The sequence below is a fragment of the Marinobacter alkalisoli genome, from assembly GCF_045449795.1.
In the GTDB taxonomy this organism is placed as follows: Bacteria; Pseudomonadota; Gammaproteobacteria; order Pseudomonadales; family Oleiphilaceae; genus Marinobacter.
Genome location: NZ_JBJJLB010000043.1, coordinates 17,702 through 43,053, shown reverse-complemented (window position 1 = coordinate 43,053; position 25,352 = coordinate 17,702). Strand labels below are relative to the sequence as shown.

At 59.3% G+C, this 25,352-nt stretch carries 21 protein-coding genes; 16 read left to right on the top strand and 5 right to left on the bottom strand.

Features of this window, described 5'->3' with window-relative positions:
- Positions 1 to 104 precede the first annotated feature (104 nt).
- The 6 genes from cysZ (at position 105) to ACJO3M_RS18760 (ending at position 8,040) form a co-directional block, all read left to right on the top strand.
- A complete protein-coding gene (cysZ, locus tag ACJO3M_RS18785; RefSeq protein ID WP_407002908.1) occupies positions 105 to 863 on the top strand; it encodes a sulfate transporter CysZ in 759 nt (252 codons plus the stop codon).
- A gap of 60 nt (positions 864 to 923) precedes the next feature.
- Positions 924 to 3,785: an RNA polymerase-associated protein RapA gene (rapA, locus tag ACJO3M_RS18780; protein WP_407002907.1), complete on the top strand. Its 2,862-nt coding sequence runs from the start codon at positions 924 to 926 to the stop codon at positions 3,783 to 3,785.
- A 102-nt stretch (positions 3,786 to 3,887) separates the two neighbouring features.
- Positions 3,888 to 6,335, top strand: a complete 2,448-nt coding sequence (locus tag ACJO3M_RS18775) for an acyl-CoA dehydrogenase (RefSeq protein ID WP_407002916.1) — start codon at positions 3,888 to 3,890, stop codon at positions 6,333 to 6,335.
- Positions 6,336 to 6,352: 17 nt separating this feature from the next.
- Entirely contained in the window at positions 6,353 to 6,733 is a 381-nt protein-coding gene (crcB, locus tag ACJO3M_RS18770; protein ID WP_407002906.1) for a fluoride efflux transporter CrcB, read from the top strand.
- Between the two features lie 239 nt (positions 6,734 to 6,972).
- On the top strand, positions 6,973 to 7,179 hold the full coding sequence (locus ACJO3M_RS18765; RefSeq protein WP_008172950.1) for a cold-shock protein: 207 nt from the start codon (positions 6,973 to 6,975) through the stop codon (positions 7,177 to 7,179).
- 165 nt (positions 7,180 to 7,344) lie between these two features.
- On the top strand, positions 7,345 to 8,040 hold the full coding sequence (locus ACJO3M_RS18760) for a lysophospholipid acyltransferase family protein (RefSeq protein WP_407002905.1): 696 nt from the start codon (positions 7,345 to 7,347) through the stop codon (positions 8,038 to 8,040).
- A gap of 21 nt (positions 8,041 to 8,061) precedes the next feature.
- On the opposite strand, the gene ACJO3M_RS18755 is transcribed toward ACJO3M_RS18760, so the two are convergent.
- Positions 8,062 to 8,865 (bottom strand): dienelactone hydrolase family protein, encoded by an 804-nt coding sequence (locus ACJO3M_RS18755; RefSeq protein WP_407002904.1) that lies wholly within the window; start codon positions 8,863 to 8,865, stop codon positions 8,062 to 8,064.
- A gap of 107 nt (positions 8,866 to 8,972) precedes the next feature.
- Between ACJO3M_RS18755 and ald the strand changes: the two genes are divergently transcribed.
- The 3 genes from ald to ACJO3M_RS18740 all read left to right on the top strand — a co-directional run bounded on the left by ald (position 8,973) and on the right by ACJO3M_RS18740 (position 11,381).
- Complete coding sequence (gene ald, locus ACJO3M_RS18750; RefSeq protein ID WP_407002903.1) at positions 8,973 to 10,091, top strand: alanine dehydrogenase; 1,119 nt, start codon at positions 8,973 to 8,975, stop codon at positions 10,089 to 10,091.
- A 22-nt stretch (positions 10,092 to 10,113) separates the two neighbouring features.
- Positions 10,114 to 10,686, top strand: coding sequence for a glutathione S-transferase family protein (locus ACJO3M_RS18745; RefSeq protein ID WP_407002902.1), 573 nt, complete (start codon positions 10,114 to 10,116; stop codon positions 10,684 to 10,686).
- Between the two features lie 86 nt (positions 10,687 to 10,772).
- A complete protein-coding gene (locus tag ACJO3M_RS18740; protein ID WP_407002901.1) occupies positions 10,773 to 11,381 on the top strand; it encodes a Yip1 family protein in 609 nt (202 codons plus the stop codon).
- A 33-nt stretch (positions 11,382 to 11,414) separates the two neighbouring features.
- Here ACJO3M_RS18740 and ACJO3M_RS18735 read toward each other — a convergent pair whose 3' ends face one another.
- A complete protein-coding gene (locus ACJO3M_RS18735) occupies positions 11,415 to 13,829 on the bottom strand; it encodes a phosphoketolase family protein (protein WP_407002900.1) in 2,415 nt (804 codons plus the stop codon).
- A gap of 188 nt (positions 13,830 to 14,017) precedes the next feature.
- Here ACJO3M_RS18735 and ACJO3M_RS18730 point away from each other — a divergent pair, with 188 nt between their 5' ends.
- The gene (locus tag ACJO3M_RS18730) at positions 14,018 to 14,308 is read left to right on the top strand and encodes a type VI secretion system PAAR protein (RefSeq protein WP_406989438.1); all 291 of its coding nucleotides are present in this window, start codon (positions 14,018 to 14,020) and stop codon (positions 14,306 to 14,308) included.
- A gap of 24 nt (positions 14,309 to 14,332) precedes the next feature.
- On the opposite strand, the gene ACJO3M_RS18725 is transcribed toward ACJO3M_RS18730, so the two are convergent.
- Both ACJO3M_RS18725 and ACJO3M_RS18720 read right to left on the bottom strand, forming a co-directional pair.
- Entirely contained in the window at positions 14,333 to 14,959 is a 627-nt protein-coding gene (locus ACJO3M_RS18725) for an HPP family protein (RefSeq protein ID WP_407002899.1), read from the bottom strand.
- 106 nt (positions 14,960 to 15,065) lie between these two features.
- Positions 15,066 to 15,680, bottom strand: coding sequence for a TetR/AcrR family transcriptional regulator (locus ACJO3M_RS18720; protein WP_406989436.1), 615 nt, complete (start codon positions 15,678 to 15,680; stop codon positions 15,066 to 15,068).
- A gap of 96 nt (positions 15,681 to 15,776) precedes the next feature.
- Here ACJO3M_RS18720 and ACJO3M_RS18715 point away from each other — a divergent pair, with 96 nt between their 5' ends.
- The 4 genes from ACJO3M_RS18715 to ilvD all read left to right on the top strand — a co-directional run bounded on the left by ACJO3M_RS18715 (position 15,777) and on the right by ilvD (position 21,008).
- Positions 15,777 to 16,604 (top strand): SDR family NAD(P)-dependent oxidoreductase, encoded by an 828-nt coding sequence (locus ACJO3M_RS18715; RefSeq protein WP_407002898.1) that lies wholly within the window; start codon positions 15,777 to 15,779, stop codon positions 16,602 to 16,604.
- A 29-nt stretch (positions 16,605 to 16,633) separates the two neighbouring features.
- Positions 16,634 to 17,557 carry a ferritin-like domain-containing protein gene (locus ACJO3M_RS18710; protein ID WP_407002897.1) on the top strand — a complete coding sequence of 308 codons (924 nt, stop codon included), beginning with the start codon at positions 16,634 to 16,636 and terminating at the stop codon, positions 17,555 to 17,557.
- 159 nt (positions 17,558 to 17,716) lie between these two features.
- Positions 17,717 to 19,261 (top strand): flavin-containing monooxygenase, encoded by a 1,545-nt coding sequence (locus ACJO3M_RS18705; protein ID WP_407002896.1) that lies wholly within the window; start codon positions 17,717 to 17,719, stop codon positions 19,259 to 19,261.
- A 70-nt stretch (positions 19,262 to 19,331) separates the two neighbouring features.
- Positions 19,332 to 21,008: a dihydroxy-acid dehydratase gene (gene ilvD / locus ACJO3M_RS18700; protein ID WP_407002895.1), complete on the top strand. Its 1,677-nt coding sequence runs from the start codon at positions 19,332 to 19,334 to the stop codon at positions 21,006 to 21,008.
- Here the strand turns inward: ilvD and ACJO3M_RS18695 are convergent.
- The gene (locus ACJO3M_RS18695) at positions 20,992 to 23,601 is read right to left on the bottom strand and encodes an EAL domain-containing protein (RefSeq protein ID WP_407002894.1); all 2,610 of its coding nucleotides are present in this window, start codon (positions 23,599 to 23,601) and stop codon (positions 20,992 to 20,994) included. The genes ilvD and ACJO3M_RS18695 overlap by 17 nt on opposite strands.
- Positions 23,602 to 23,905: 304 nt before the next feature.
- Here ACJO3M_RS18695 and pbpG point away from each other — a divergent pair, with 304 nt between their 5' ends.
- Together pbpG and ACJO3M_RS18685 are read left to right on the top strand one after the other, a co-directional pair.
- On the top strand, positions 23,906 to 24,847 hold the full coding sequence (gene pbpG / locus ACJO3M_RS18690; RefSeq protein ID WP_407002893.1) for a D-alanyl-D-alanine endopeptidase: 942 nt from the start codon (positions 23,906 to 23,908) through the stop codon (positions 24,845 to 24,847).
- Positions 24,848 to 24,871: 24 nt separating this feature from the next.
- Entirely contained in the window at positions 24,872 to 25,351 is a 480-nt protein-coding gene (locus ACJO3M_RS18685) for an asparaginase domain-containing protein (RefSeq protein ID WP_407002892.1), read from the top strand.
- Position 25,352 lies beyond the last annotated feature (1 nt).

Here is a 25,352-nt window from a genome sequence, read left to right as displayed (position 1 = left end):
TTCTCACATCCGTGAATCCGGGATCTCATCGGGCTGTGGTGAGTGTGGCAACATGGTATGCTTTGCGCCCCGTCACTGTCATTGAAGCGGAGGTAATGCCACCTATGTTGAAGGGAAACTTTTTTCGTGGCCTGGGCTACCTCGGTGAAGGTTTCAGGTTGATTCGCCAGCCTGGCCTGCGCTTGTTCGTGGTTATTCCCCTGATTATCAACATCCTGCTGTTCGGTTTGCTGTTCTATTTTCTCGCTGAACTGTTCGCCGCCATGATCGCTGCCGCCATGGGCTGGTTGCCTGACTGGGCCTGGCTGCAGAGCCTGGACTGGTTGTTCTGGATTCTGTACGGCGTGGTGATTCTGCTGATGCTGGCCTACGGGTTTGTCATTCTGGCGAACCTGATCGGGTCACCCTTCTATGGCTACCTGGCGGAGCTGACCGAGAAGCACCTTACCGGCCAGGAGGTCAGCACCGACGATGGCTGGGGCGAGATCATCCGGGACATTCCCCGCGCCCTGTGGCGTGAGGTGCAGAAAATTCTCTATTACCTGCCGCGGGCCATCGGCCTGTTGATCATTGGGCTGATTCCGGTGGTTAACCTGGTGGCTGCCGTGCTGTGGTTCCTCTTTAACTGCTGGATGATGTCGCTGCAGTACGTGGATTACCCGGCGGACAATCATAAGGTCAGTTTCCCAGCATTGCGCAAGCTATTGGGAGATACCCGGCTGTCTGCCTTCGGATTTGGTCTGCCGGTGGCGCTGGCCGCCATGGTGCCGGTGTTGAACCTGGTGGTGGTACCGGCGGCGGTGTGTGGCGCGGCGGCTTACTGGGTGCGTGAGAGCGGCGCAGACTACAAACAGCTGAATTAATGACACTTACGGAAACAACGACTTAACAGACACCCTGAATTGAAACGCGACGGAGGTTTCTTGGACGCATCGGATTTTGTCATCGGCCAGCGCTGGGTCAGCCACAGCGACACCGGTCTCGGGCTTGGAATTGTCACCGACATCTCGGGACGTCGGGTCACCCTCGGGTTCCCGGCAGCCGACGAAGAGCGCACCTACGCTATTGATAACGCCCCCCTGTCCCGCATCATTTACCAGATCGGTGAAGAGATCGAGACCTTCGATGGCGATCGCTATACCGTGCGTGCGGTGGAAGAGTTGGGTGGCGTGATGATGTACCACGCCGACGATGGCGAAGACATCCAGCAGATATCCGAAGTCAAGTTGAGCAGTTCGGTGAATTTCTCTGCGCCCCATCAGCGCCTGTTTGCCGGCCAGTTTGACCGCAACGGCGCCTTCCGGCTTCGCGTTGCGACCCTGCAGCACCAGGATCGTTTGCGGGCATCCTCCGCCCAGGGCCTGATCGGGGCCCGTACCCAGCACCTGCCTCACCAGATCTACATTGCCCACGAAGTGGCCAGCCGCCATGCGCCAAGGGTGTTGCTGGCCGACGAAGTGGGCCTCGGCAAAACCATTGAAGCGGGCCTGATCCTTCACTATCAGCTGCACACCGGTCGCGCGAAACGGGCGTTGATCGTGGTGCCGGATTCGCTGATTCACCAGTGGCTGGTGGAAATGCTGCGGCGTTTCAACCTGCGATTCTCCATTATCGATCAGGGCCGCTACGATGCGCTGTCTGAAAGTGAGGACGACGTCGACGCCCTGGTCAACAAGGTGTTCGGGGATGCGTTCTCGGTCAATCCGTTTGAAAGCGATCAACTGGTTCTGTGCAGCCTCGACTTCCTGAAGTCCAGCCCGCAGGCCCAGAAGGATGCGGTGGCGGCCGGCTGGGACCTGATGGTGGTGGACGAGGCCCATCATCTGGCCTGGAGTCCGGAGCAGGTAAGCCCGGAATACCAGTTGGTGGAAGACCTGTCGGCGGCCAGCCGGGGCTTGTTGTTGCTGACCGCAACGCCGGAACAGGTAGGCGTGGCCAGCCACTTTGCCCGCCTGAGGCTACTGGACCCTGCCCGTTTCCACGATCTTGAGGCCTTCCGTGAGGAAGAGCAGCAGTACGAAGCCATCAATGAGGTGGTGCGCCGCCTGCAGGACAACGGTGACAGCCTGACGCCGGAAGACCGGGCGGCCCTGGAGAACTGGCTGGGTGACGAGCTGGCTGTGCTGGAAGAGTCCCCCGAGCCGCAACAGGCCATCATCGATGCCCTGCTGGATCGCCACGGTACCGGGCGCGTGCTGTTCCGTAACACCCGGGCTGCGATTCAGGGCTTCCCGGAACGTCGTGTCCTGCCGGTCCCCCTGCCGTGTCCCGACAGCTATCAGCCCCACCGGTTTGGCCTCGGAAATCTGGCGCCGGAACGTGCGCTGGACGAAGAGCAGTGGCTGGCGGACGACCCCCGGGTGGCCTGGCTGGAAAAAAACCTGACCAGCCTGAAGCCGGCCAAGGTGGTGGTTATCTGTGCCCACGCCAGCACGGCCATGGCGCTGGAGCATTATCTGCAGCTGCGGGCCGGTATCCGCAGTGCGGCGTTCCACGAGCACCTGAGCCTGATTGAACGGGACCGGGCGGCGGCCTATTTCTCCGACACCGAACAGGGTGCCCAGGCGCTGATCTGTTCCGAGATTGGCAGCGAGGGGCGCAACTTCCAGTTCGCCCACCACCTGGTGTTGTTTGACCTGCCAGCCAACCCGGACTTGCTGGAGCAGCGTATCGGGCGGCTCGATCGTATTGGCCAGTCCGACACTATCGACATCCACATTCCCTATCTGGAAGGCACGGTTCAGGAGGCCCAGTTCCGCTGGTTCCATGAAGGCCTCAATGCCTTTGGTGAGAGCTGTTCCGTTGGCGTTGCGGTGCAGGACAAGGTCCAGGCCGAGTGGCAGCGCGTGGTGGATGGCGAATTTGCAGAACTGGACACCGTGCTGGCGGATTCCAGCGCGGAGGCCGAACGCCTGCGTACGCTGCTACAGAATGGGCGCGATGCACTGATCGAAATGAATTCCTGTCGCCGCGACGTGGCGAATGACCTGATTGGGCAGATCGAAGAGGAAGAGGGCTCCGCTGAGGTGCGGGATTATATGGTCGACGCGTTCGATATCCTCGGCGTGGATATCGAAGATCATTCCGAGCAAGCCGATGTGCTCAAGCCTGGCGAGCACTATCACGCCGGGCATGTGTCCGAGTTGCCGGAAGATGGTCTGACCGTCACCTGGAGCCGGCAGCAGGCGCTGGAGCGCGAAGACATGGCGTTCATGAGCTGGGAGCACCCGCTGGTGACCGGCGTGATGGACTCGGTGACCAGTTCCGGCCTCGGCAAGGCCGCGCTCGCCAGTCTGTCGGTCAAGGCTCTGCCTGCAGGTACTTTATTGCTGGAAGCTTTGTTCACGGTGCACTGCCCGGCACCCGAATCATTGCAGTTGTCACGCTATCTGCCGGTGTCGCCGCTGCGTTTGCTGGTGGATGTCAATGGTCGCGATCTGTCCGCCGCCTTGCCCCATGACCGCCTGAACGATCTCTGCTCCAATATCCGTCGGCGCACTGCGCAGGCGATCGTGCCGCAGATCCGGCCACAGGTGGAAACCATGGTTGATCACGCCGAGGGGCTGGCGGACCCTCATCTGGAACCGATGCGTGAAAAGGCACTGGAACAGTTAAACCGGGTGTTTGAGCCGGAAATCCGTCGTCTTGAGGCGCTGAAGAAAGTGAACCCGGCCATCCGGGACGAAGAGATCGGATTTTTCCAGGACCAGTTCGAGGCGGCAAAATCGGCGCTCACGCAGGCCAGCCTGTCCCTGGAAGGCATTCGGGTGATTGTAACTGCCTGATCATGATGTGATTACTGGCCAGGAATCATCTGATCGGTTACCTTGAACGTAACGAAATGTAGTCTTCGATATTCAATCCATGAATGACAGAGAGACCTTATGATGACTTTCATTCTGTTCGTGATCGCGGTGGCCGGTCTGTTGACCGTGGCGCGCCGGGAGTCCGGCGCCAAGCCGGCCATTGGTGTGATGGTGGTGGTGGGGCTGTTGTCCCTGATATTTGCTTCCGGAACACTCGCGCTGATTCTGTTTATCGGTGCCGGCGTAACCGCTGCAGCCGGACTGCCGGGATTCCGCCAGAGCTGGCTGACACCGCGCATTTTCGCCATGTTCAAGAAGGTGGCGCCCAAGGTTTCCGAGACGGAGAAGGTCGCCCTCGAAGCGGGCACTGTGGGCTGGGATGGTGAACTGTTCACCGGCCAGCCGGATTGGCACAACCTGCTGATCAATCGCAACACCGGCCTGAGCGATGAAGAACAGGCATTTGTGGATAACCAGTGCAACCAGGCCATCTCCATGTGTAACGCCTGGGACCTGGCGGTCGAGCGTGCCGATCTGCCGAAAGAACTGTGGGACTTCCTGAAGAAAGAGAAATTCTTCGGCATGATTATCCCGAAGGAATACGGCGGCCTGCATTTCTCGGCTAAGGCTCAAACCGCGGTGCTGCAGAAGCTGGCGGCCAACGAGATGCTGATGGTGTCCGTAGGCGTGCCGAATTCCCTCGGCCCGGGCGAGTTGCTGGTCAAGTATGGTACCGAAGAGCAGAAGAACCACTACCTGCCGCGCCTGGCGGACGGGCGTGAGATCCCCTGTTTCGGTCTGACCGGTCCCCGCGCCGGTTCGGACGCCACCTCCCTGCCGGACACCGGCATTGTCTGCAAGCAGGAGGTTGACGGTAAGGAAGTACTGGGCATCCGGCTCAACTTCGAGAAACGCTGGATTACCCTGGCACCGATCGCCACCGTGGTCGGCTTGGCGTTCCGCATGTTCGACCCGGACGGATTGCTGGGCGATACGGAAGACTACGGCATCACTTGTGCGTTGATTCCCCGAGACACCAAGGGGATGGAAATCGGTCGCCGTCATTGCCCGATTGGTCATCCGTTCCTGAATGGCCCGATCAAGGGCAAAGATGTCTTCATTCCGCTGGATTACATTATCGGTGGTCAGGAAATGGCCGGTCAGGGCTGGCGTATGCTGGTTGAATGCCTGTCCGTGGGTCGCTGTATCACCCTGCCATCCGGGGCGGCCGGTGCTGCGGCTTATGCTGTGGGCACTGCCGGTGGCTTCACCCGGATTCGTCGTCAGTTCAATACCCCGGTCGCGGATATGGAAGGGGTGCAGGAGCCCCTGGCGCGGATTGCCGCCAAGACTTACATTTCCCAGGCAGCGGTAAACCACACCGCCAACATGATCGACAAGGGCGAGAAACCGGCCGTGCCGTCGGCGATCCTCAAGTATCACCTGACCGAGTTCCAGCGCAGTGTGCTGACCGATGCCATGGATGTTCACGGTGGCAAGACGGTCACTCTCGGACCCCGTAACTACCTCGGTATCGGCTTCAGTGGTGCCGCGGTGTCCATCACCGTGGAAGGCGCCAACATCATGACTCGCAGCCTGATGATCTTCGGTCAGGGCGCTATCCGCTGCCACCCCTACGTGCTCAAGGAGCTGGCTGCGAAGGACAATGACGACATCGACGCGTTCGATGATGCCTTCTTCGGGCACGCTGGTCTGATCTTTGGCAACGCTGCCCGTGCCTTCACCCAGGCCCTGGGAATAGGCCGTGCGGACGTACCGTTCGACAGCGCCAGCCGCAAGTACGCCCAGGCCGTTGCCCGCTTCAGTGCCGCCTTTGGCCTGTGCGGTGATGCCGCCATGACCACCCTGGGCAGTGAACTGAAAATGCGTGAACTGATCTCCGCGCGGCTGGGTGACATGCTGTCCAACCTGTATCTGGCGTCCATGGTGCTGAAGAACTGGCACGAAACCCAGCCGGTGGAAGGTGAGAAGGAAGTGATGGAGTACAGCCTGGCTCTGTTGCTCCACCGCACGGAAAACGCACTGGATGAATTCCTCCAGAATCTGCCCAACCGTCCGGTGGCGATGGCTCTGCGCGCTGTGACCATGCCGCTCGGTCGCCGCTGGGACGCACCCCATGATGACCTGGCACGCAGTCTGGCCCGTGCGATCTCCACCGACACCCCGATCCGCAGCAAGCTGATTGCCAGTGCCTGGACCACCGATGGCGAAGGCAAGGTGGAAAATCCGGTGGCCCGCTACAACGGTCTTCTGCAGGATTACGACAAGGCCGAGCAGCTCTATCGCAAGGTTACCAAGGCCTACGCCAAGGGCGAATTGCCAATGACCGCGCTGCATCCGGAAGAGCGCTTCGAAGCGGCTCTGGAAGCCGGTGTATACACCAAGGAAGAGGCAGACTTCATGCGGCAGTACGAGACGGTGGTGCTGGAAATGCTCACCGTGGACGACTTCCCGTTTGATGAGTTTGCCCGTAACAAGGACACGGTGATTGATCATAATCCTGCATAACCGGGCAGTGATCTGATATGTGGCTGTCCTTTGTTGCCGTGAGTGTTGGCGCCGTGATCGGCGCCAACCTTCGTTGGGCGCTGGGTTTGTGGCTGAACGCCAGTTACCACGTCATCCCGCTGGGTACGCTGGCTGCGAACCTTACAGGCGGGTGGCTGGTGGGGCTGTTAATCGGCTTTTTCATGCATGGCAGTTCCCTGGCCCCGGAATGGCGACTGTTTGCCATCACTGGTCTGTGCGGTGCGTTAACCACCTTTTCCACTTTCTCGCTGGAGATGTTCGCCGCCATCCAGGAGGGCAAGTGGAGTATGGCCATTGCCGGTGTATTGGCTCATGTGGTCGGCTCCATCCTCATGACAGCGCTGGGAATTTATACGTTTGGCCTGCTTCGCGGGTGATGGGTATCTATACCTACAGAAATTATTAAAAATACTCTTGGCAATCCCCTGAATCAGGAGTAGAGTATTTTGCGTAGGAAAGATTCAGCAAAGCATTTCATGAATAAGACGTACCTCCGCAGTTAGTAGTGACCGTCCTGTTTTTGATTCCGCGAGTTCTGTATTTCCGTCAAACGCTGACCCTGCACCACGAAGGTGTCTGGCAGCAGATAATATGATTGATTTCAGGAAGTTTAAGTATGTCTACTACTACCGGTACTGTTAAGTTCTTCAACGAAGCAAAAGGCTTTGGCTTTATCACTCGTGAAGGCGGCCCGGACGTTTTTGTTCACTACAGCGCTATTCAGGGCAGCGGTTTCAAAACTCTGGCAGAAGGCCAGCAGGTTGAGTTCACCGTTACCCAGGGCCAGAAAGGTCCTCAGGCGGAGAACGTTGTTGCTCTGTAATCCCTCCCGGATTAAGCAATAACCGCCAAAAAAGGCAGCTTCGGCTGCCTTTTTTTATGCCTTTGGCCCCTCCTGAAATTTGTGATTCCAGGTTCCCTGTGTAATCTTTACGCCCCTGTTGCCCGTTATTGACTGGCGTTATTGAGATGTTCAGGAACCCCTTCTATGCTGCAATTCGTCAAAGCAATCTGGATTCTGTTCTGGGCTGCCCTGCTGACCCTTCTGCTGTTCTTCCCGATCGTCATTGCTGCCTTGGTGGGCAAGCGTGGTGATGCCGCCTTCCATGGTACCCAGGTCTTTGCGTGGACCATCCTCAAGGTAACCGGTATCCGCCTGGTGGTGACCGGCAGGGAGAACATCGTGCCGGGGCAACGCTACGTGATTCTCAGCAACCACGCGTCCTACTTTGATCCGCCGGCACTGGTCTTGGCGTTGGGACTGCAATATCGCTGGGTCATCAAGAAGGAATTGAGAAAGGTGCCGCTGTTCGGGCTGGCGCTGGAAACCTCGAGAAACCTGTTTATCGACCGCTCAAAAGGCAGCGCTGCCCTGGAGAGTATCAAGCGCGGTGTTGCCCAGTTGCCGGATGGCACCGGAATACTGCTGTTCCCGGAAGGCACGCGTTCCCTGGATGGCCACTTGCTGCCGTTCAAGAAAGGCGGTTTTGTGATTGCCAGGGACGGGAAGTTGCCGATACTTCCGGTGACCATCCGGGGCTCTCACGATCGCCTGCCCAAGGGTACTGCGGCTTTCAGTCCTGGTATTATTGAAATCGTTATCCATCCGCCGGTTACTACCAGTGACAAGTCGGTAGACGAGTTGATGGCGGAAGTGAAGGGCACCATTGCTGGTGCCCTGTAACGCGATTCTTCTCGTGTCCGCTTATTCCGCAAAAATCTCGTTGTAGAAACGCAGTGTGCCGTCCCAGGAACGGTCAGCTGCGGCTTTGTCATAGCCGACAGGCATGTCGAATTCCTTTCCAATCCTGTCGGCCTCCGGGTTGGTGAAAGAGTGCAGAACGCCCGGGAATGACACCAGGGTCAGGTCCACTTCCGCATCCTGCATCTCCGTGACCAGACCGGCAACCTGATCAGACGGCACCATCTGGTCGGCTCCGCCGGTATAGACCTGCACGCGGGCGCTGACCTGGCCGGCCTCGGCCTTGATGGGGCTGCCGAGAGCGCCGTGATAGCTCACCACGCCATCCAGATCGACACCCAGCCTCGCCATGTTCAGTACCACGGCGCCACCGAAACAGTACCCCTGGGCGGCAATGCGGTCGCCATCGACGCTGTCGTGCTCCTGCAGCAATTCCATTGCTGCCACGAAGCGGGATTTGATGTTGTCGATGTCACTGGTGGCTTCCTGCATGAACTGTTTGGCGTCGTCAGGATGGTCGGCGACCTTGCCAGAACCGTACATGTCCAGCGCGAAGGCCGTGTAGCCGGCTTTGGCCAGCTTTTCCGCCTGGTCGCGGGCAAATTCGTTGTGCCCCCACCATTCATGGACGACGAGTACACCCGGGCGTTTGCCATCGACGTCATCGTCCCAGGCGAGATAGCCGGTGAAGGTGTCCCCGTTAACGGAATATTCGACGGTTTCGGTCTGCATGTCGGCGATTACCTGTGTGCTGGCCAGTGACATTGCGATCGTGACGGCGGATAGGGTGGTTGTGATCATCTTCATGGTCGTTCCTGCTCCTTGCTGGCTTGATGTTTCTTCCGGTATCTCACCTTTTTACTACACTTTGCTTCAGGAAACACCGTCAGTCACGGACCTGAGAGGTACTGGTAATGAAGATAGGCGTCCCCAGGGAAGTAAAGAATCACGAATACCGCGTGGGTATGACTCCGGCGGCCGTGCGGGAATTGGCCTCCCATAATCATGAGGTGTTTGTGGAAACCGGAGCGGGTGCCGCCATCGGGTTTTCTGACCAGCTCTACCGTGACGCAGGCGCTCAGATCCTCGACGATGGCCCCGCGGTGTTTGCCAGTGCCGGTCTGATTGTCAAAGTCAAAGAGCCTCAGGCTGACGAACGCACCTTGCTGACGGCGAATCATACCCTGTTCACCTACCTTCACCTGGCGCCCGACCAGTCGCAGACAGACGATCTGGTGCGCTCCGGGGCCACCTGCATCGCCTACGAGACCGTAACCGACAGCCATGGGCGGCTGCCATTGCTGGCGCCGATGTCGGAAGTCGCGGGGAGGATGTCGATTCAGGCCGGGGCTCACTGCCTGGAGAAATACATGGGTGGGCGAGGGGTGCTACTTGGCGGTGTGCCCGGAGTGGCCCCGGCCCGGGTCACGGTTATTGGCGGAGGTACGGTGGGTCAGAATGCGGTGGCCATGGCGGTTGGGCTGGGTGCGCAGGTGACTGTGCTGGACAGAAATATGGACGTACTGCGGGAACTGGATCACTTGTATGGGAACCGGATCAGCACCCTGTTTTCCACCGCCGAGACCCTGGAGCAGGCGGTTATCGAATCAGATCTTGTCATTGGCGGGGTGCTGATTCCCGGCGCGTCGGCGCCGAAACTGGTGACCCGTGACATGGTGTCCCGCATGCCGGAAGGCAGCGTGATTGTCGATGTGGCCATTGATCAGGGCGGCTGCACCGAGACCTCCAGGCCGACCACACACGATGCGCCCACCTACCAGGTTGATGGCGTGGTACATTACTGCGTGGCCAACATGCCCGGCGCCGTGGCCCGCACCTCAACGCTGGCGTTGAACAATGTCACGCTGCCTTTTATTGTGGCACTGGCCAACAAGGGACCGGAGCAGGCGATGAGGGAGGACGTTCACCTGCTGCACGGCCTGAATGTCTATCAGGGACGGATAACCTACAGAGAGGTAGCCGAGGCAACCGGGCATGCCTTCACGGACCCCGCTTCGCTGTTCGGGACTTAACCCGCTGACGACTGGAGAGCACATGAAACTGATTGGTTCCACGACATCACCTTACGTTCGCCGTATTCGTATATTGCTGGATGAAGAGCCCCATGACTTCGTCAACCTCGACATTTATGGTGAAGGGCGTGACGAACTTCGCCGCAACAATCCGGCGTTGAAGATTCCGATGCTGGTGGACGGTGACCAGGAGATTTACGATTCCCGCATTATTGCCCGTTATCTGAGTGCCAAGCAGGGCCGGGATCCGCTGACCTGGAACCAGCAGAACCAGCTCACCCTGGTCGACGCTGCCAACGATTCAGCGGTCACGCTGCTGCTCTCGGAGCGCTCTGGCCTGGACACTCAGGCGGATGTGATGTTCTTCAACCTGCAGCGAGAGCGCATCATGACCACGCTGAGAACGCTGGCGGCGATGGTTGATGATGGTCAGTTCGAAGAGTGGAATTACCCGGCAATGTGTCTGTATTGCCTGGTGGACTGGCTGGATTTCCGCGACCTGGTGAGTTTCGAGGGGGTCGAGAGTCTGTTGTCTTTCCGGGATCGCCAGAAGGAGCGGCCCTGGGTCGCTGAAACCGATCCCCGTAATAGCTGAATTAACTGGAGTTTTTTGCCGTTCTGATCTAGCTTTTAAGGTGAAGCGTAATAGATAGCAGTCGATAACAATAATGGAGGGCGGCAATGCTCCTGTCACACGCGTTTGGTCTTTTTACCCACCCCGATGACGAGTGGAATTCCATCCGGAAAGAACACGCGCCACCCCGCCGTCTGTACGTCGCCTATGTGCTGGTTCTGGCGGCGATTGCGCCCATATGCGCCTACATATCAACAGCCTATTTTGGCTGGACCGTGGGTGACGATCGTCTGATCAAACTGACGGAAATCAGCGCCCTGCAGCTCAGTGTCCTGACGTACCTCGCCATGCTGGTAGGTGTGTTTGCACTGGGTTACGCCGTTAACTGGATGGCCAGGACCTACGGGGCCGTGGAAGAGCATGTGCCCTCAAATGGTATAGCCCTGGTATCCTATTCGTGCACCCCGCTGTTCCTGGCCGGTTTTGCCCTGTTGTATCCGGTGCCCTGGTTTAACGCCATCGTATTTCTCGTGGCTGCCTGTTACGGCGCCTGGTTGATGTATGACGGGCTACCCATCGTGATGGGAATCGAGAAAGAGCGTGCTGTCATGTACGGCGGTGCGCTGCTGACGGTGGCACTGGTTATCCTGGTGTCTACCCGTGTCGGATCGGTTCTGATCTGGAATATGGGGTTTGGTCCTGTTTTCACCAGTTGAGGGCTGACCCTTCGCCAGAACCTGGCGCCTTGCCTACGTCCGGTTACCGGTAATCACAGAGGGATTTCCCTGGCCCTCCACGGCAGCGAGTTCGGTGCTGGAAAGCCACTCACCCGGAGGGCGTTCCATGACATTGGCGCACGCTGTCAGGGCGTGGGCCCAGGAACAACGATTGGCAAACAGCATGCCGGCCTCGTTCAGAGTGCCACCTCGGTTGATGTAACCCAGCACCCGGGATTGCCGTGGTTCGGGAAACAGTCGATGCAGGTGCCCGCGGAACACCTCCGGGCGCATGTGGGTCAACGCTACCCGACGGTGAAGCCGGGCGGGAAACAGTCGCTCCCGTTCAAACTCGGAAAGGCAGACCGTTGCTTCGCAAGCGTCCCGTGGCTGGCGGAAACGGGCCGGCTCCTGTAGATAGATCAACCGAAAGGGTGTGCCAGTCTCCCTCAGCCGGTCGCAGGCGCGCATCAATTCTGATAGCTGGTAGGCGCCGTTGGCAATCAGCAGCAATGGTTCTCCACTGGAAGTGTCCTCGTCCACCACTAACGCGCCGTTGTGGGCCAGTGCCTGTGCTTCTTTCTCGTTAAACAGGCACGGTCGCTCCCGCTTCGGCACTACCATGCAGGTCAGGGTCCCCCGGCCCTGATAAATACCGGGCAAAGCCGCCAGTGCGCTGTTGTAGTCGGCGGGAAAAACCACCCGCGACACGTCGTTCATTTCTGCCAGCAGAGATTCACAGAAAGTTGTGTCCTGATGGGACTGCTCGTTCTTGCCGTTCTCCCAGGTATGGGATGTGGCAATGATCGGAAAGCCCAGCCAGCGGGCGGGACGGCCCACTTCCTTCTGGTGACGGGCAAAGATCAGTTCCTGGCGAATGGCGCCCAGCATTTTCACGCAGAAGGCTTCATAGCTGGCCACCAGATTCAGCCCCGCCTTGTTGGCGAGACAGGCAGATACCACCGCCTCTTCATTGAGCGCGGTGATTATCCTGCCCTGCACCGATTCCTGATCGCACTCGGGATCATTCACCCGGTGTTTCAGTTGAGCCAGAACGCCGTTGAGCCGATTGCTGGCGAGTTCATCCGGATTGCCTACCCGTGCCCGCAGGTCGGGGTTGGCGGTCACCAGCGCGGTAAAGAAATCGTCGACGGCCTGCATCGGAGAGCAATGGCCGCTGACCCGGGGGATCTCCGGAATGATCGGTTCCGACGGATTGCGCATCGCCAGGGCGTGATCCCGTTCCAGCGGGCGTTGCTGATCGTGATGCTGATTAAGCTGGCGCACACTCCCGGCCAGCTCATCCGGCGCCACCCAAAGCTGGTCGGCGTGGGTCTGGAAAAGTTTCCTGGCCCTGGCATCCACTCGCGGACTGCCGGGCAATGGCAAATTGTGAGCTGCGTTGCGACCGGCGCCGTAGAAGCCGAAGCCCTTGGTGGTCTCGGCAATGCCGTAGGGAACCTGGACCGGATAGGGTTGTTCGCCGCGGGCGGCCTGCCTGCCGTTTTCCGCCAGTGTTTTTTCCATCTCGTATAGCACACAGACAAAGGCTGCGGGGTCGCGGCCGTCAAAACGCACCGGTGCGAAGCCCCGGCCTGACAGGTGCTCTTCAAATCGCTCCAGGCCCGCCTGTGTGCCCAGTTCCGTTCGTTGTTCGATCCTTCGACCGTTGGCAATCATGATGGGCATCACCATGCCGCAGTCTTCAGCCCGCCACCATCGGGGTATCCAGTCGCTGCCCCGTTGCTCCTCGGCGGCACCGTCGGACAGGAAGGCCACCAGGGATTCACCGGGTAGTGGCATGTGAGCATATTGAAGTTCGGCAAATCCCAGGTAGCCGCCCTCGATGATGCCACCGGCTGTATGAGGGTTCACGTGGCTGCCCAGTGGCGCTTCCATGCCGCCATCCGGTCGTTGGCAGTAGCTGTAAAAATCCGATGCCAGTCTCGACAGCCCCTCGGGGCCGAGGTACCGGGCCTGCTGTTCCGGATGCAGGTTACCGGTTAGTACGTTAAGGGCATCGATAGCAGCAACGCAATGCCCCTGGCCCATGAGCCAGCTGCGGGTTTGCCCGGTCAGGTTGTTCAGTGCCAGATAGGCGGCGTAGGCGGGTACCATGTTCAGGGCGCCGCCGGTGTGGCCCTCGGGATGGCTTTTGAAATCTTCTGCCATCAATGGCTGACCACTGATGTCCACCCGCCTGGTGTAGGTCATGTGAGCGACCAGCCATAAGCCCGCGCTGGTAAGGCGATCCAGTGCGCACAACTTGCGGAACACTGCGGCGGTGTCCGGCTGTCGTCCCTCGGTCACCAGTTCTTCAGCCATGGCTTTGGCCCTGGCGCAGGTGGCGGGGGAATGCTGTATGACACCGTAACCCTGGTTCCAGAGATCATAATCCGGGCAACCGGAGGTCGGAGCGGCGGACTCCGAATGGCTGGATGGTGACATGGTGGGCCTCCAATGGCATAAACGTATGACAGAATTGTAGACGAGCCACCCTGGCCCGCCTTTGATGCAGGTCATTTGGCATGCTATCCGGCAGGGGGTGAGACCGGGTCGTTTGGCATGTAAGCGTATTGCCTTTAAGATAGGGCTTCTGGAAATCAGATTGTCACGGAAGAGAAGGAATTCAGGGAATGAGTAAAGCGATTGTATTGCTGGGCGATATCGGAACGGACCATCAGGGCTTTCCGCCCACTCCTGTCATTGCAGGCTCCCCCGACGTGCTGGTTGATGGCAAACCGGTCGCACGGTTGGGCGACCCCCTCGCCATGCACTCCAAACCCAAACACCCGCCTCACCCGCGCGCAATTGCGGCCGGCTCCGGTACGGTGCTGATCAACGGTATTCCTGCAGCCATTACCGGCAGCGCGGTTTCCTGTGGCGGCGTTACCATCGGCAGCGGTAGTGTCATTATCGGAAGCTGAATTGCCGAAGGTATCCGGCGGCTCTCAGGTCCTCGATGCGGCTCCCGCGTCCGGGATGCTTTTCCGTACTGACCACAGCGGATAGGGAATGCCGGACAGCCGGTTCATCACGAAGGCATGTACCAGCAACAGACTGACACCTGCCATGAGAACCGGCAGTTGTGCCGGATCGGGCATGAGCCCGAGGGATACAATCAGCGCCGTCGCGCCCGCTGGCGGATGGGCAATGCGGAACAGCACCATCAGGCAGCCGGTCAGTCCCAGGGAAAGTGCCGCAGCGCCGACCCGGGCCAGGTCCACCCCACTGAGGAAGGCTGAAGGCTGGTTCTGCAGGCCAAACACATACAGGCTCAGCAGCCCCATAGCGGCTCCGACAAAGTGACCGCACAGAGTATTGCGGGGCGAGGCCGGTTCTGCCAGTGGTACGTGGAAAAGAATAAAGGCAGTGGCGCCCAGTGACGGAAAGATAAAAGCCTCCTGGGTGGCCAGTGCAACGAACGACACCAGGGCGATGCTGAGCCCGCCATTGATCAGGCTGAAGCCTGCCATCACCGACTTTCGGCTGTAACGCTCAGCGAGCCGCTCCAGATGCAGGGCGGTCAGCAACCCGGACACCAGTTGCCAGCGCAGTCGTTCGTTTCTCTGTCCCATGACCTGTTGCCCATCCTTTTAGGCACCAAAAGGGTGCACGATGGTAGGGCCTGATATAGGTCAAGGCAAATCGTAATTTTCGATATCGGTTACCGATTTGGCACCATTATGGTGCAACCAGTGCCATCTCACGCTCGGTGTAATGGCCAACCATATCCGCCAGCCCCTCGGCAAGCTCGTCAAAGGTGATGGGCGGTGCGGGATCACACAGGTGCCGCACCACGGAATAGATACCGCCATTGATCATGATGTAGCTCATGGTCGGTATGTTGCGGATCTTCAGGGTTTCCGGGTGATGCATCAGGTACTGGGTGACCAGTTCCGACAGGGTTTTCTGCAGTGGTTCCACGTGTTGTTCGAAATCCAGTGCCATGGCGTAGCGGGCGCATTTCAGATAGCGCTCATTGTCGGCCTGGAGAAAATCCCTGAAGTGTCCGAGCAGGTCCAGTACCGCTTCCTTTATCGGTTTCCGAACAATGGTCGGGATCAGTGGTTGGATCATGGCGATGGTGTCAGCCACGAAACGCTCGCTCATGACCTGGAAGATCTCTTCCTTGTTCTCGAAGTATTCGTACAGGGAACCCACGCCAACCCCTGCAATATCAGCAATTTGCCGGGTAGTTGTGGCGGCCGGACCACGGTCTGCCATGGCAATGAATCCGGCTTCGACAATGGCGTCCACGGTGGCTTTGGCGCGTTGTTGAACAGGTTTTCTGGCCATAATTTTTCCGAATTGAATCCGAACAAGCGTTCGCTTTATCGTGGGTGAATCATTCACTGATAATTTAAGTGTAGGTATTCCATGTTCGGAAGTCGTTTGCCCAATAAACCCAGCCGTGGCGCCGCTGCGGTCGTAACCGGGGCCGGTAGTGGTATTGGCCGTGCCTTCGCGCTGGAAATTGCCCGCCGGGGCGGCTCTGTTCTGTGCTCGGACATCAACCTGGCAACCGCGAAGGAAACCGTGTCGCTGGTGGAAGAGCAGGGCGGCCAGGCCTGGGCGTTCAAATGCGACGTCAGCAAGCTCAACCAGGTCGAAGCACTGGCTGAGGAGGCCGAGCGGGTTCTGCCCGGGCCGGTCAGTCTCGTCATCAACAATGCCGGTGTCGGTGTTGGCGGTAAATCCGTGGGCGAGGCGACCATGACGGACTGGAAATGGACGCTGGGGATCAACCTGTGGGGCGTCATTCACGGCTGCCATGTGTTTACCCCGAAGCTGAAACAGCTGGGTCACGGAGGCATTATCAATGTTGCCTCCACCGCGAGCTTTTCCGCAGCCCCGCTGATGGGCGCCTACAACGTCACCAAGGCCGGTGCGCTGGCACTGACTGAGACCATGGCGGCGGAGCTGGCCGGCTCCGGTATCTCGGTAACGGCGCTGTGTCCCACTCTGGTAAAAACCAACATCAAGGCCAACGGCCGCATTATCGGTGAATCTTCGAAACTGTTTGATCGCCTGATGGACCGATTCGGCATGCCGCCGGAGCGGGTGGTGAACGATGCCCTGAACGCTCTGGACCGGGGCGATCTCTATGTTATGCCGCAGTTCGATGCCCGCATGATCTGGCGGGCCAAGCGTCTGATTCCGCGCACCTACGCTCTGGGTACCGGGCTGATCAACCGTTTTGGCGTTAGCCGGCTGCACTGAATGACTCCATCCGGGAGGGGAGCGAGGTTATGGCGAATATCGATCTCGACAAGATGCTTGTCAGAATCAAGGACAGCCAGTGGGCGCTGGCGGACATCGACTGGGAGGCGCCGGGCGCAGACAAGATCAGCCCGGAGCAGTGGCCCAAGCTGAAGGCGTTCATGGCGGATCTGATGTGGATCGAGCACGTGGGCGCCCGGGGGTTTGCGGCGATGGCCAAGAAAGCCCCCACCGACACGCTGCGTGAAATCTACACCTACTTCCACGCTGAGGAGCAACGCCACGCCAACGCCGAGATGGCGCTGATGCGCCGCTGGGGCATGCTGGACGGGGATGAGCTGCCGGAGCCGAATATCAATCTGCGGCTGACCATTGAATGGCTGGACCGCTACAGCGATGACATGCCGCTGGAGGTGTTGGGTTCGGTGATTCCGATGCTGGAGATCGCCCTGGACGGCGCCTTGTTGAAGTTCCTGCTGGAGGAGGTGGACGATCCCCTGTGCCACGAGGTGTTCGAGAAGATCAACGCCGATGAGGCGCGCCATCTGGGGGTGGATTTCCACGTCATGGAGATGCTGGGTCAGGGCCGGATGCACCAGCTGGCGGTGAAGGCGATTGGCACGGTGGCCAATCCCAAGCTGATTCTTGGTGTGCTGGCCTATGCGCCGCTGCTGAACAAGATGCGGGACAATATTGTGGCCATGGGGCTGAAGGAAGAGCGCCTGTATGACGCGATGAACAAGTATGAGCGGATTGGCGGGCGTACGGCGGAAGGGCGCCGTAATCCGTGGTTCCAGATTATCAGTCAGCACGGGAAGATGGTGGTGAATCGGTCGCATCCTTATCACGTGCCGGTGGATGCGTTGGTGAAGTTGACCAGTTATATCCCCAGTCGGGTGGTGGGGCCGGTGCCTACCTGGGTCAAGGGTCTGACCTGGCGCACAACCGCCTGACTTATTGCCTTTGGGGGAGGGCAAGGAGCGGGGGGGCTCTTTTCTTTCGGGAAAAGAACTCGCTGCGCTCAGACACCTTTGTCCCTGCAGAAAAGAGCCCCCCGCTCCTCGCCTGCCGGCATTGGGAGTTAACCGCTGTTAGGAACTGAGAGAGTTTTTATGACGACTGTTGTTGAGAAATCCAAGACCGCTCTACGTAAGAAGAAAGCGAGCCGCAAGGTGGTCGCCGAACCGGTTAAACAGGACGTGCATATTCACGAGGTGCTGATTGTCGGCGCGGGTTTTGGTGGTCTTGGTACGGCGTTGCGGTTGCAGCAGGACGGTATCCGGGATGTGGTGATTCTGGAGCGGGCCGATGAGATTGGCGGTACCTGGCGGGACAATACTTATCCGGGGGCGGCCTGTGATATTCCGTCGAATCTGTATTCATTTTCGTTTGCGCCGAATCCGGACTGGTCGCGGAGTTTTTCCGGCAGTGGGGAGATTCTGAAGTATGTTCATTATCTGGCGGATTCGTTCAATCTGCGGCGGATGGTGAGATTCAACCAGGATGTCACCGGGCTGGAGTACAGCGAGAAAGAGGGGGTCTGGTCTGCGTCGACGGCGGCGGGGGATACTTTCCGGGCGCGTTCGGTGGTGATGGCGCAGGGGCCGTTGTCGAATCCGGGGCTGCCGAAGATTGGGGGCATCGAGTCGTTCCAGGGGCACACGGTTCACAGTGCGCGGTGGGATCACGATTACGATTTCACCGGTAAGCGGGTGGCGGTGATTGGTACCGGGGCCAGTGCGGTGCAGATTATTCCGGAGTTGGTGAAGCAGGCGTCGAAGCTGAAGGTGTTCCAGCGCACGCCGGGCTGGGTGTTGCCGAAACCGGATTTTGCCACGCCGGGCTGGAACAGGGCGCTGTTCCGCAAGGTGCCGGCCAGTCAGAAGGCGGTGCGCAAGGCGCTGTATCTGGGCCATGAGTCGGTGGCGTTGGGTATTGTGTGGAATTCGCCGCTGACGCGGGTGGTGGAGAAGGTGGCCGAGGCGCACCTGAACAGTCAGATGAAGGATCCCTGGATGCGCCGTCAGTTGAAGCCGGATTTCCGCATTGGCTGCAAGCGGGTGTTGATGTCCAGTGACTATTACCCGGCGCTGCAGCAGGACAACTGCGAGCTGGTTACCTGGCCGATCGCTAAGATCAGTGAGAAGGGTATTCGCACCGCCGAGGGCATTGAGCACCAGTTCGATTGCATTGTGTTCGCCACCGGTTTTGATGTGTGTAATGCCGGTACGCCGTTCCCGGTCAGGGGTGTTGGCAGTCGTGAACTGGGCAAGGAATGGCGGCGCGGGGCCCAGGCCTACAAGAGTATCAATGTGTCCGGTTACCCCAACCTGCACATGACCTTTGGTCCCAACTCCGGCCCCGGTCACAATTCGGCGCTGGTGTATATGGAATCCCAGATCGAGTACATCCTGAAAGCGGTGCGGGTGCTGCGCTCCCTGGAGATCAAGGCGCTGGATGTGAAGGCCCATATCCAGGCCCGCCATAACCGGGAGATCCAGAAGCGGCTGGCGAAGACCAACTGGAATTCCGGCTGCAAGAGCTGGTACCTCACCGAGGATGGCTTCAATGCCACCATGTACCCGGGGTTTGCCACCCAGTATGCGCGGCAGATGGCGTCTCTGGATCTGAAGGACTATGCCCTGATCCGCGCCTGATGGCGTTGTTGTGAGCCGGTTTTTCTGACAATCTGAAGCGAACCTGTACCCGCTCAGTAAGGAGACACCGATGACCGAGGACAAACGCCGTCGACATTCCGCCCCGGTGGTGGATGGCATCGGCAAGTCCGCCAGCCGCGCCATGCTGCGGGCGGTGGGCTTTAACGATGAAGATTTCCGCAAACCCCAGGTGGGCATTGCGTCGACCTGGAGCAATCTGACCCCCTGCAATATGCACATCAACCGCCTGGCGGAAGAGTCGGCGGCCGGTGCTGACGATGCCGGTGGAAAGGCCCTGATCTTCAACACCATCACCGTGTCCGACGGTATCGCCAATGGCACCGAGGGCATGAAGTACTCGCTGGTTTCCCGCGAGGTCATCGCCGATTCCATCGAAACCACAGCCGGCTGTGAGGGTTTTGATGGTCTGGTGGCCATCGGTGGCTGCGACAAGAACATGCCGGGTTGCATCATGGGCCTGGCGCGGCTGAACCGCCCGTCGGTCTTTGTTTATGGCGGCACCATCATGCCCGGGGAGAACCACACCGACATTATCTCGGTGTTTGAGGCGGTGGGCGCCCACGCCCGTGGCGATCTGGACCTGATCGAGGTGAAGCAGATCGAGGAAACCGCGATTCCCGGCCCTGGCTCCTGTGGTGGCATGTACACCGCCAACACCATGGCGTCGGCCATTGAAGCCATGGGCATGAGCCTGCCGGGCAGTTCGGCGCAGAACGCGGTGTCCGATTCCAAGGCGGAGGACTGCCGGGCCGCCGGGGCGGCGGTGCTGAATCTGCTGGAAAAGGACATCAAACCTTCGGACGTCATGACCCGGGAGGCGTTTGAGAACGCCATCACCGTGGTGATTGCCCTCGGTGGCTCCACCAACGCGGTTCTGCACCTGCTGGCCATGGCCAGCACCGTGGGAGTTGAGCTGTCGCTGGACGATTTCGTCGAGATTGGCAAAAAGGTGCCGGTACTGGCGGACCTGCGCCCCAGCGGCCATTACATGATGTCCGAGCTGGTGGCCATCGGCGGTATCCAGCCGCTGATGAAAATGCTGCTGGATCGCGGGCTGCTGCACGGTGACTGCCTGACGGTGACCGGCCAGACCCTGGCGGACAACCTGGCGGACGTGGCGCCGTATCCGGAAGGGCAGGACATCATTCATGCCTTCGACAATCCCATCAAGGCCGACAGCCACCTGCGGATTCTGTTCGGCAACCTGGCGCCCACCGGTGCGGTAGCCAAGATTACCGGCAAGGAAGGCACCCACTTTACCGGTCGGGCGCGAGTGTTCCATTCCGAGGAAGAGGCCCAGGAGCGGATTCTGGATGGCACGGTGGTGGCCGGTGATGTGCTGGTGATTCGTTACGAAGGCCCGAAAGGTGGCCCCGGTATGCGCGAGATGCTCAGCCCCACCTCGGCGATCATGGGCAAGGGCCTGGGCAGTGACGTGGCGCTGATTACCGATGGCCGGTTCTCAGGTGGCAGTCACGGCTTTGTGGTCGGTCATATCACCCCGGAAGCGGCAGAGGGTGGTCCGATTGCCCTGGTGGAAGACGGCGACACCATCACCATCGATGCGGTGACCAACCGCATTGAGCTGGATATATCGGAGGCGGAGCTCGAGAAACGGCGCAAGGCCTGGAAAGCACCGCAACCCCGCTTTACCCGGGGCGTGCTGGCGAAGTATGCCCGCACTGTCAGTTCCGCATCACTCGGCGCGGTTACCGATTTGCCGTAACCCGCTCCGGCCGGGCCCAGTAATATCCCTGGCCATGGAGGCCGGGGAATTGCTGGAGCCAGACGGCAACGGCTTCGTCTTCCACGCCTTCCACGACCACGTCCAGATCCAGCGCTTCACCCAGCTCCAACGCTGCGCGGAAGATGCGCTGGCGGGCCGGGTGGTCGAGGATATCCTCAAGAAAGCTACGGTCGATCTTGAGCTCGTCCAGGTCGAAACTCGCCAGGGTGCCCAGGGATGAGTGGCCGGTGCCGAAGTCATCCAGGGCAATACGGAAGCCCTGTTGGCTCAGGATGTGAATCATCGCCCTTGCCGCTTTGGGGTCCGCCATCATCGCGGTTTCGGTGATTTCCAGAATGAGATCCCGGGGGCGCATGTTATGGCGTGTGATGATCTCCAGTACTTCCTGGTCAAACCTCGGGTGGGCCAGATCCTTGGCGGATATGTTCACCGCTACCGAGATATTCCTCCCGAATTTCGAGGTCAGGTGTTCGTAGTCATCGCAGGCCTGGTTAATCACCCACAGCGTGACCGGATGAATCACGCCCACCTGTTCGGCGAGGGGAATCCAGTGGTCTGGCGGAACCCTGCCAAATTCGGGATGCTGCCAGCGGATCAGCGCTTCCACCGAACTGACCCGGGCATCACGAATGCCCACCTTGGGCTGGTATTCCAGCCACATGCTGTCGTTGGTCAGGGCTTCCTCGACGTCCAGCATCAGGATTTGCTGCCGGTACTGCCACTCGGCAATGGACGGATCATATTCGCACAGGGTCTGATCGGCCTTGAGGGAAGCAAAGCCAGCCGATGAAAGAATGCCCGGTGCATCGGGGCCGTGTTCGGGCGCGTGGGCAATACCCACCGATGGGCTCCAGGAGAAGGCAAAGCGCCCCTCGCGGAAATGGGTGCCGAGCCAGGTCTCCAACTCTGCCATGAAGTACTGTTCATCGCCGCTGTCACCATGCCGGTGGAAAGCAAAGGCGTGATTGAGGGTGTCGATGCTGGCGAGGGCGTGGCCGTTGATTCTTATCAATCGGACGTCGAAGGTACGCTCAAGGAAACGGCTCATGCGTCGCAGGTAGGTTTTCAGCAGTTCCTCGGCGGTGCGATAACCCAGAGTCTGCTCAATTTCGTTAAACCGGTGTAGGCGGACCAGGCAGAGGGTATAAGGAATCTTTTTACTGTTGAGCGTTTCCAGGGATTCTTCCAGGATTGCCCGGTTGGGTTTACCGGTGACCCGGTGGGTTTTCAGCAGCCGGTCGTAATCCTTTTCGATTCTTGCCCTCAGTTGCCCCTCCTGTCTCGCCCGCACATCGGCGCTTAGCCGTTTTTTACGCTCCTCCAGCAGTAGCCGACCCACACCGCTGGTCAGGATCAGTGACGCGAGGGCGGCACCGAGGAAAAAGGCAGAATCCGTGAAGCTGTTAACCGGGAGCCATCCGATCGTGCGCAGCGACGACACAATCGCGCCACTGAAAATGGCCAGGATCGACAGGCCGTAATAGCGGGCGTAGACATGTCGGCGAAGCTGTTGCACCACCACCGCAAGGATGAATACGCCTGTAGCCGTTGCCAGTACCAGCAGGGAACCCTGCCCGGGGAACGTCAGGCCCAGCGGGGTGACAACGGCCAGGGCGAGGGCGATCAGACTGATGGCATTGAGAATGCCGGCAATCGCGCGGGGGATGGACAGGAAGTGAGGCGTGAACTGGCACAGTGCGATCAGGCACAAGGGCAGCGACACGCTGAGCAAGGCATTTAACTGTGGCCATTCAGGCCACAGGAACCAGAGCCCGAATCCGTCCATAACCAGTTGGCTGTGCATGACCCCCACCATCAGCACACTCAGCCATGCCAGGCCCGGGCGTCGCAGCATGATGACAATACTGATGTTGAATAGCAGGGCGAAAGCGAGCAATCCGCCGATGAAGGCCTTCCATGCCAGGGTGAAGGCGGTGTCACCGAGAATGGTCTCCGGCTCGTGAATGGAGAGCGGCAGCAGGGTCGGGCCGGAGTTTTCAACCTCAAACAGGAATGTGGTTGTGCCCGGTTCGAGGGTGACGGGCCAGATCCATTGTGGCAGGTCAAAGAGGCGGTTGTGGAACGGGTGGACATCGCCCATGTGTGGTAGCCGTTCAACTCGTCCGGCCGGGGTGATCATCGCCGGCGTAATGTGATCAAGGGAGGGGGCGGCAACCACCAGTAGCTTGCGCCTGGGTTGCGAATCCGGATTGTCCAGAGTGAAACGGAAGGTGGCCGGCTGGTTCAGGTAGCCAATGCCGGTGTGGTTCTCTGACGTGGCGGTCCAGGACGGGGCAGACGAAGCCGGCGCGGTCAGTATGTCTTCCAGCGGGTGTAGTGTGAATGCCATTCCCACGTGGTCGGCGTGATCTTCTGTGCCCAGTTCCGCCAGCTCGTATCCTGGCGTGATATCACGCTCTGAAGCGAGGAATGATACAGCGAGCAGTCCGTAAGACAGGCCGAAAACAAGGAGGCTAAGGGGTAACCAGCGCCGGATCAGACCCGGGATTTTTCGCCAGGTATTGGCAAGGAGGATGCCCGGGTGAGTTTGCTGGTTTGCCGATGAGTCCATTCAGGGAAATGGTCCTGTGGTCTGTCCGATATGCCAGAGTTGGCCGTTACACAGTGATTACAAATATAAATATTGTGTAACATTATGAATTCCAAGTAATTTTACGGCATTTTATAGTGTTTTGCATTTGCCGTTTAAAACGGATGAGTGAAAAGTGTGATCGCGGGCACGATATTCGCGGACCGTGCATTTCTGAAAGAGTGTTAATGCCCGATTCCTTCAGGGGGCAGTCCATCGCCGGGATTCGCTGGTATAGTAGGCGGCACCTTTGCCACCGTTAACGAGATGTCCCCGAGGTAGATTGATGCTCCGAATTGTCCTGTCCGGCATGATGCTTCTGATGTGCGGTATCGCAGTATCCCAGGCCCACGCCCATAACCGTGATGGGGAGCCCGTTCAACTGGCGTCCGTCAATGCTGCCGTGGCACACGCGGGCGATAACGGGCTGCTGTTCGACAAGCACGCGAACAGGGTTGTGCCCATCGCATCGGTCACCAAACTGATGACCGCACTGGTCGTGCTGGACTCGGGGGAACCTCTTAATGAGTGGCTGGAATTCCGGGAACGCCATGTGCCTGCAGCGGCCAACGCCTACACCCGAATTCGCGTGGGCTCGGAAATGCGCCGTTCGGACATGCTGCGGATTGCCCTGATGTCATCGGAAAACTTCGCCGCCTACACCCTGGCGCGTCATCATCCCGGCGGATACGACGGTTTTGTCCGGGCGATGAATGAGAAGGCCCGGGAGCTGGGCATGACCCGCACACAGTTTGTGGACCCAACGGGGTTGTCCCTGGAAAACACCTCCACCGCCTCGGATCTGGTCAGGCTGGCGAATGCGGCGGCCAGGCACCCGCAGATCGGGGACTATTCCACCACACGCTACTTCACTGGTCATTTCCGCCAGCCCCGTTACAGCCTGTCGTTTGGTAACACCAACGTTCTGGTTCACCGGGATAGCTGGGGCGTGTCGCTTAGCAAAACCGGTTATCTGTCAGAGGCTGGACGCTGTCTGGTCATGGTGTCCAATATGAATGGTGAGCAGGTGGTGACCGTGCTGCTTGATTCGCTGGGGACTCGTTCGCCCATGGGGGATGCCGGTCGTATCCGCCGCTGGCTGGACACTGGCGCGGTCGGCAAGGTGGCCGCGGCGGCGAAGGCCTATGAACGGGAAAAGAACGCTGCCTACGCCGCAGCGGCGAATAACACGGCGGTCGGTGAGCATTCGACAGCCGACGTCAACTGATAAAGGTAGGCGGGAAACAAACCGATGATCGAGATAATGACGACCGGTGGCACCATCGACAAAGTTTATTTCGATGCCAACAGCGAGTTCGAAGTCGGCGACTCCCTGTTGCCGGAGCTGCTGAGTGAATCCAATATTCACGACGGGTATAAGATCACCGGCTTGATGCGAAAGGACAGTCTGGAAATCAACGATGAGGACCGAGAGCAGATCCGGCAGGCGGTGGCGTCGTCGGAGTCCGGTCAGATCCTGATAACCCACGGCACCGACACCATGGCGGAAACCGCGCAGGCGCTGGAGACGGTCGGTGACAAAACCATCGTTCTGCTCGGGGCGATGCAGCCGGCGAGAATGCGGCGCAGCGATGCTGTGTTCAACCTTGGCTTTGCCTGGGCGGCGGTCCAGCTGTTGCCCGCGGGTGTCTACATTGCCATGAACGGCGAGGTATTTGAGGCCGGGGCGGTTCGCAAGAACCTGAAAGCCCAGCGCTTCGAACGAATCTGAG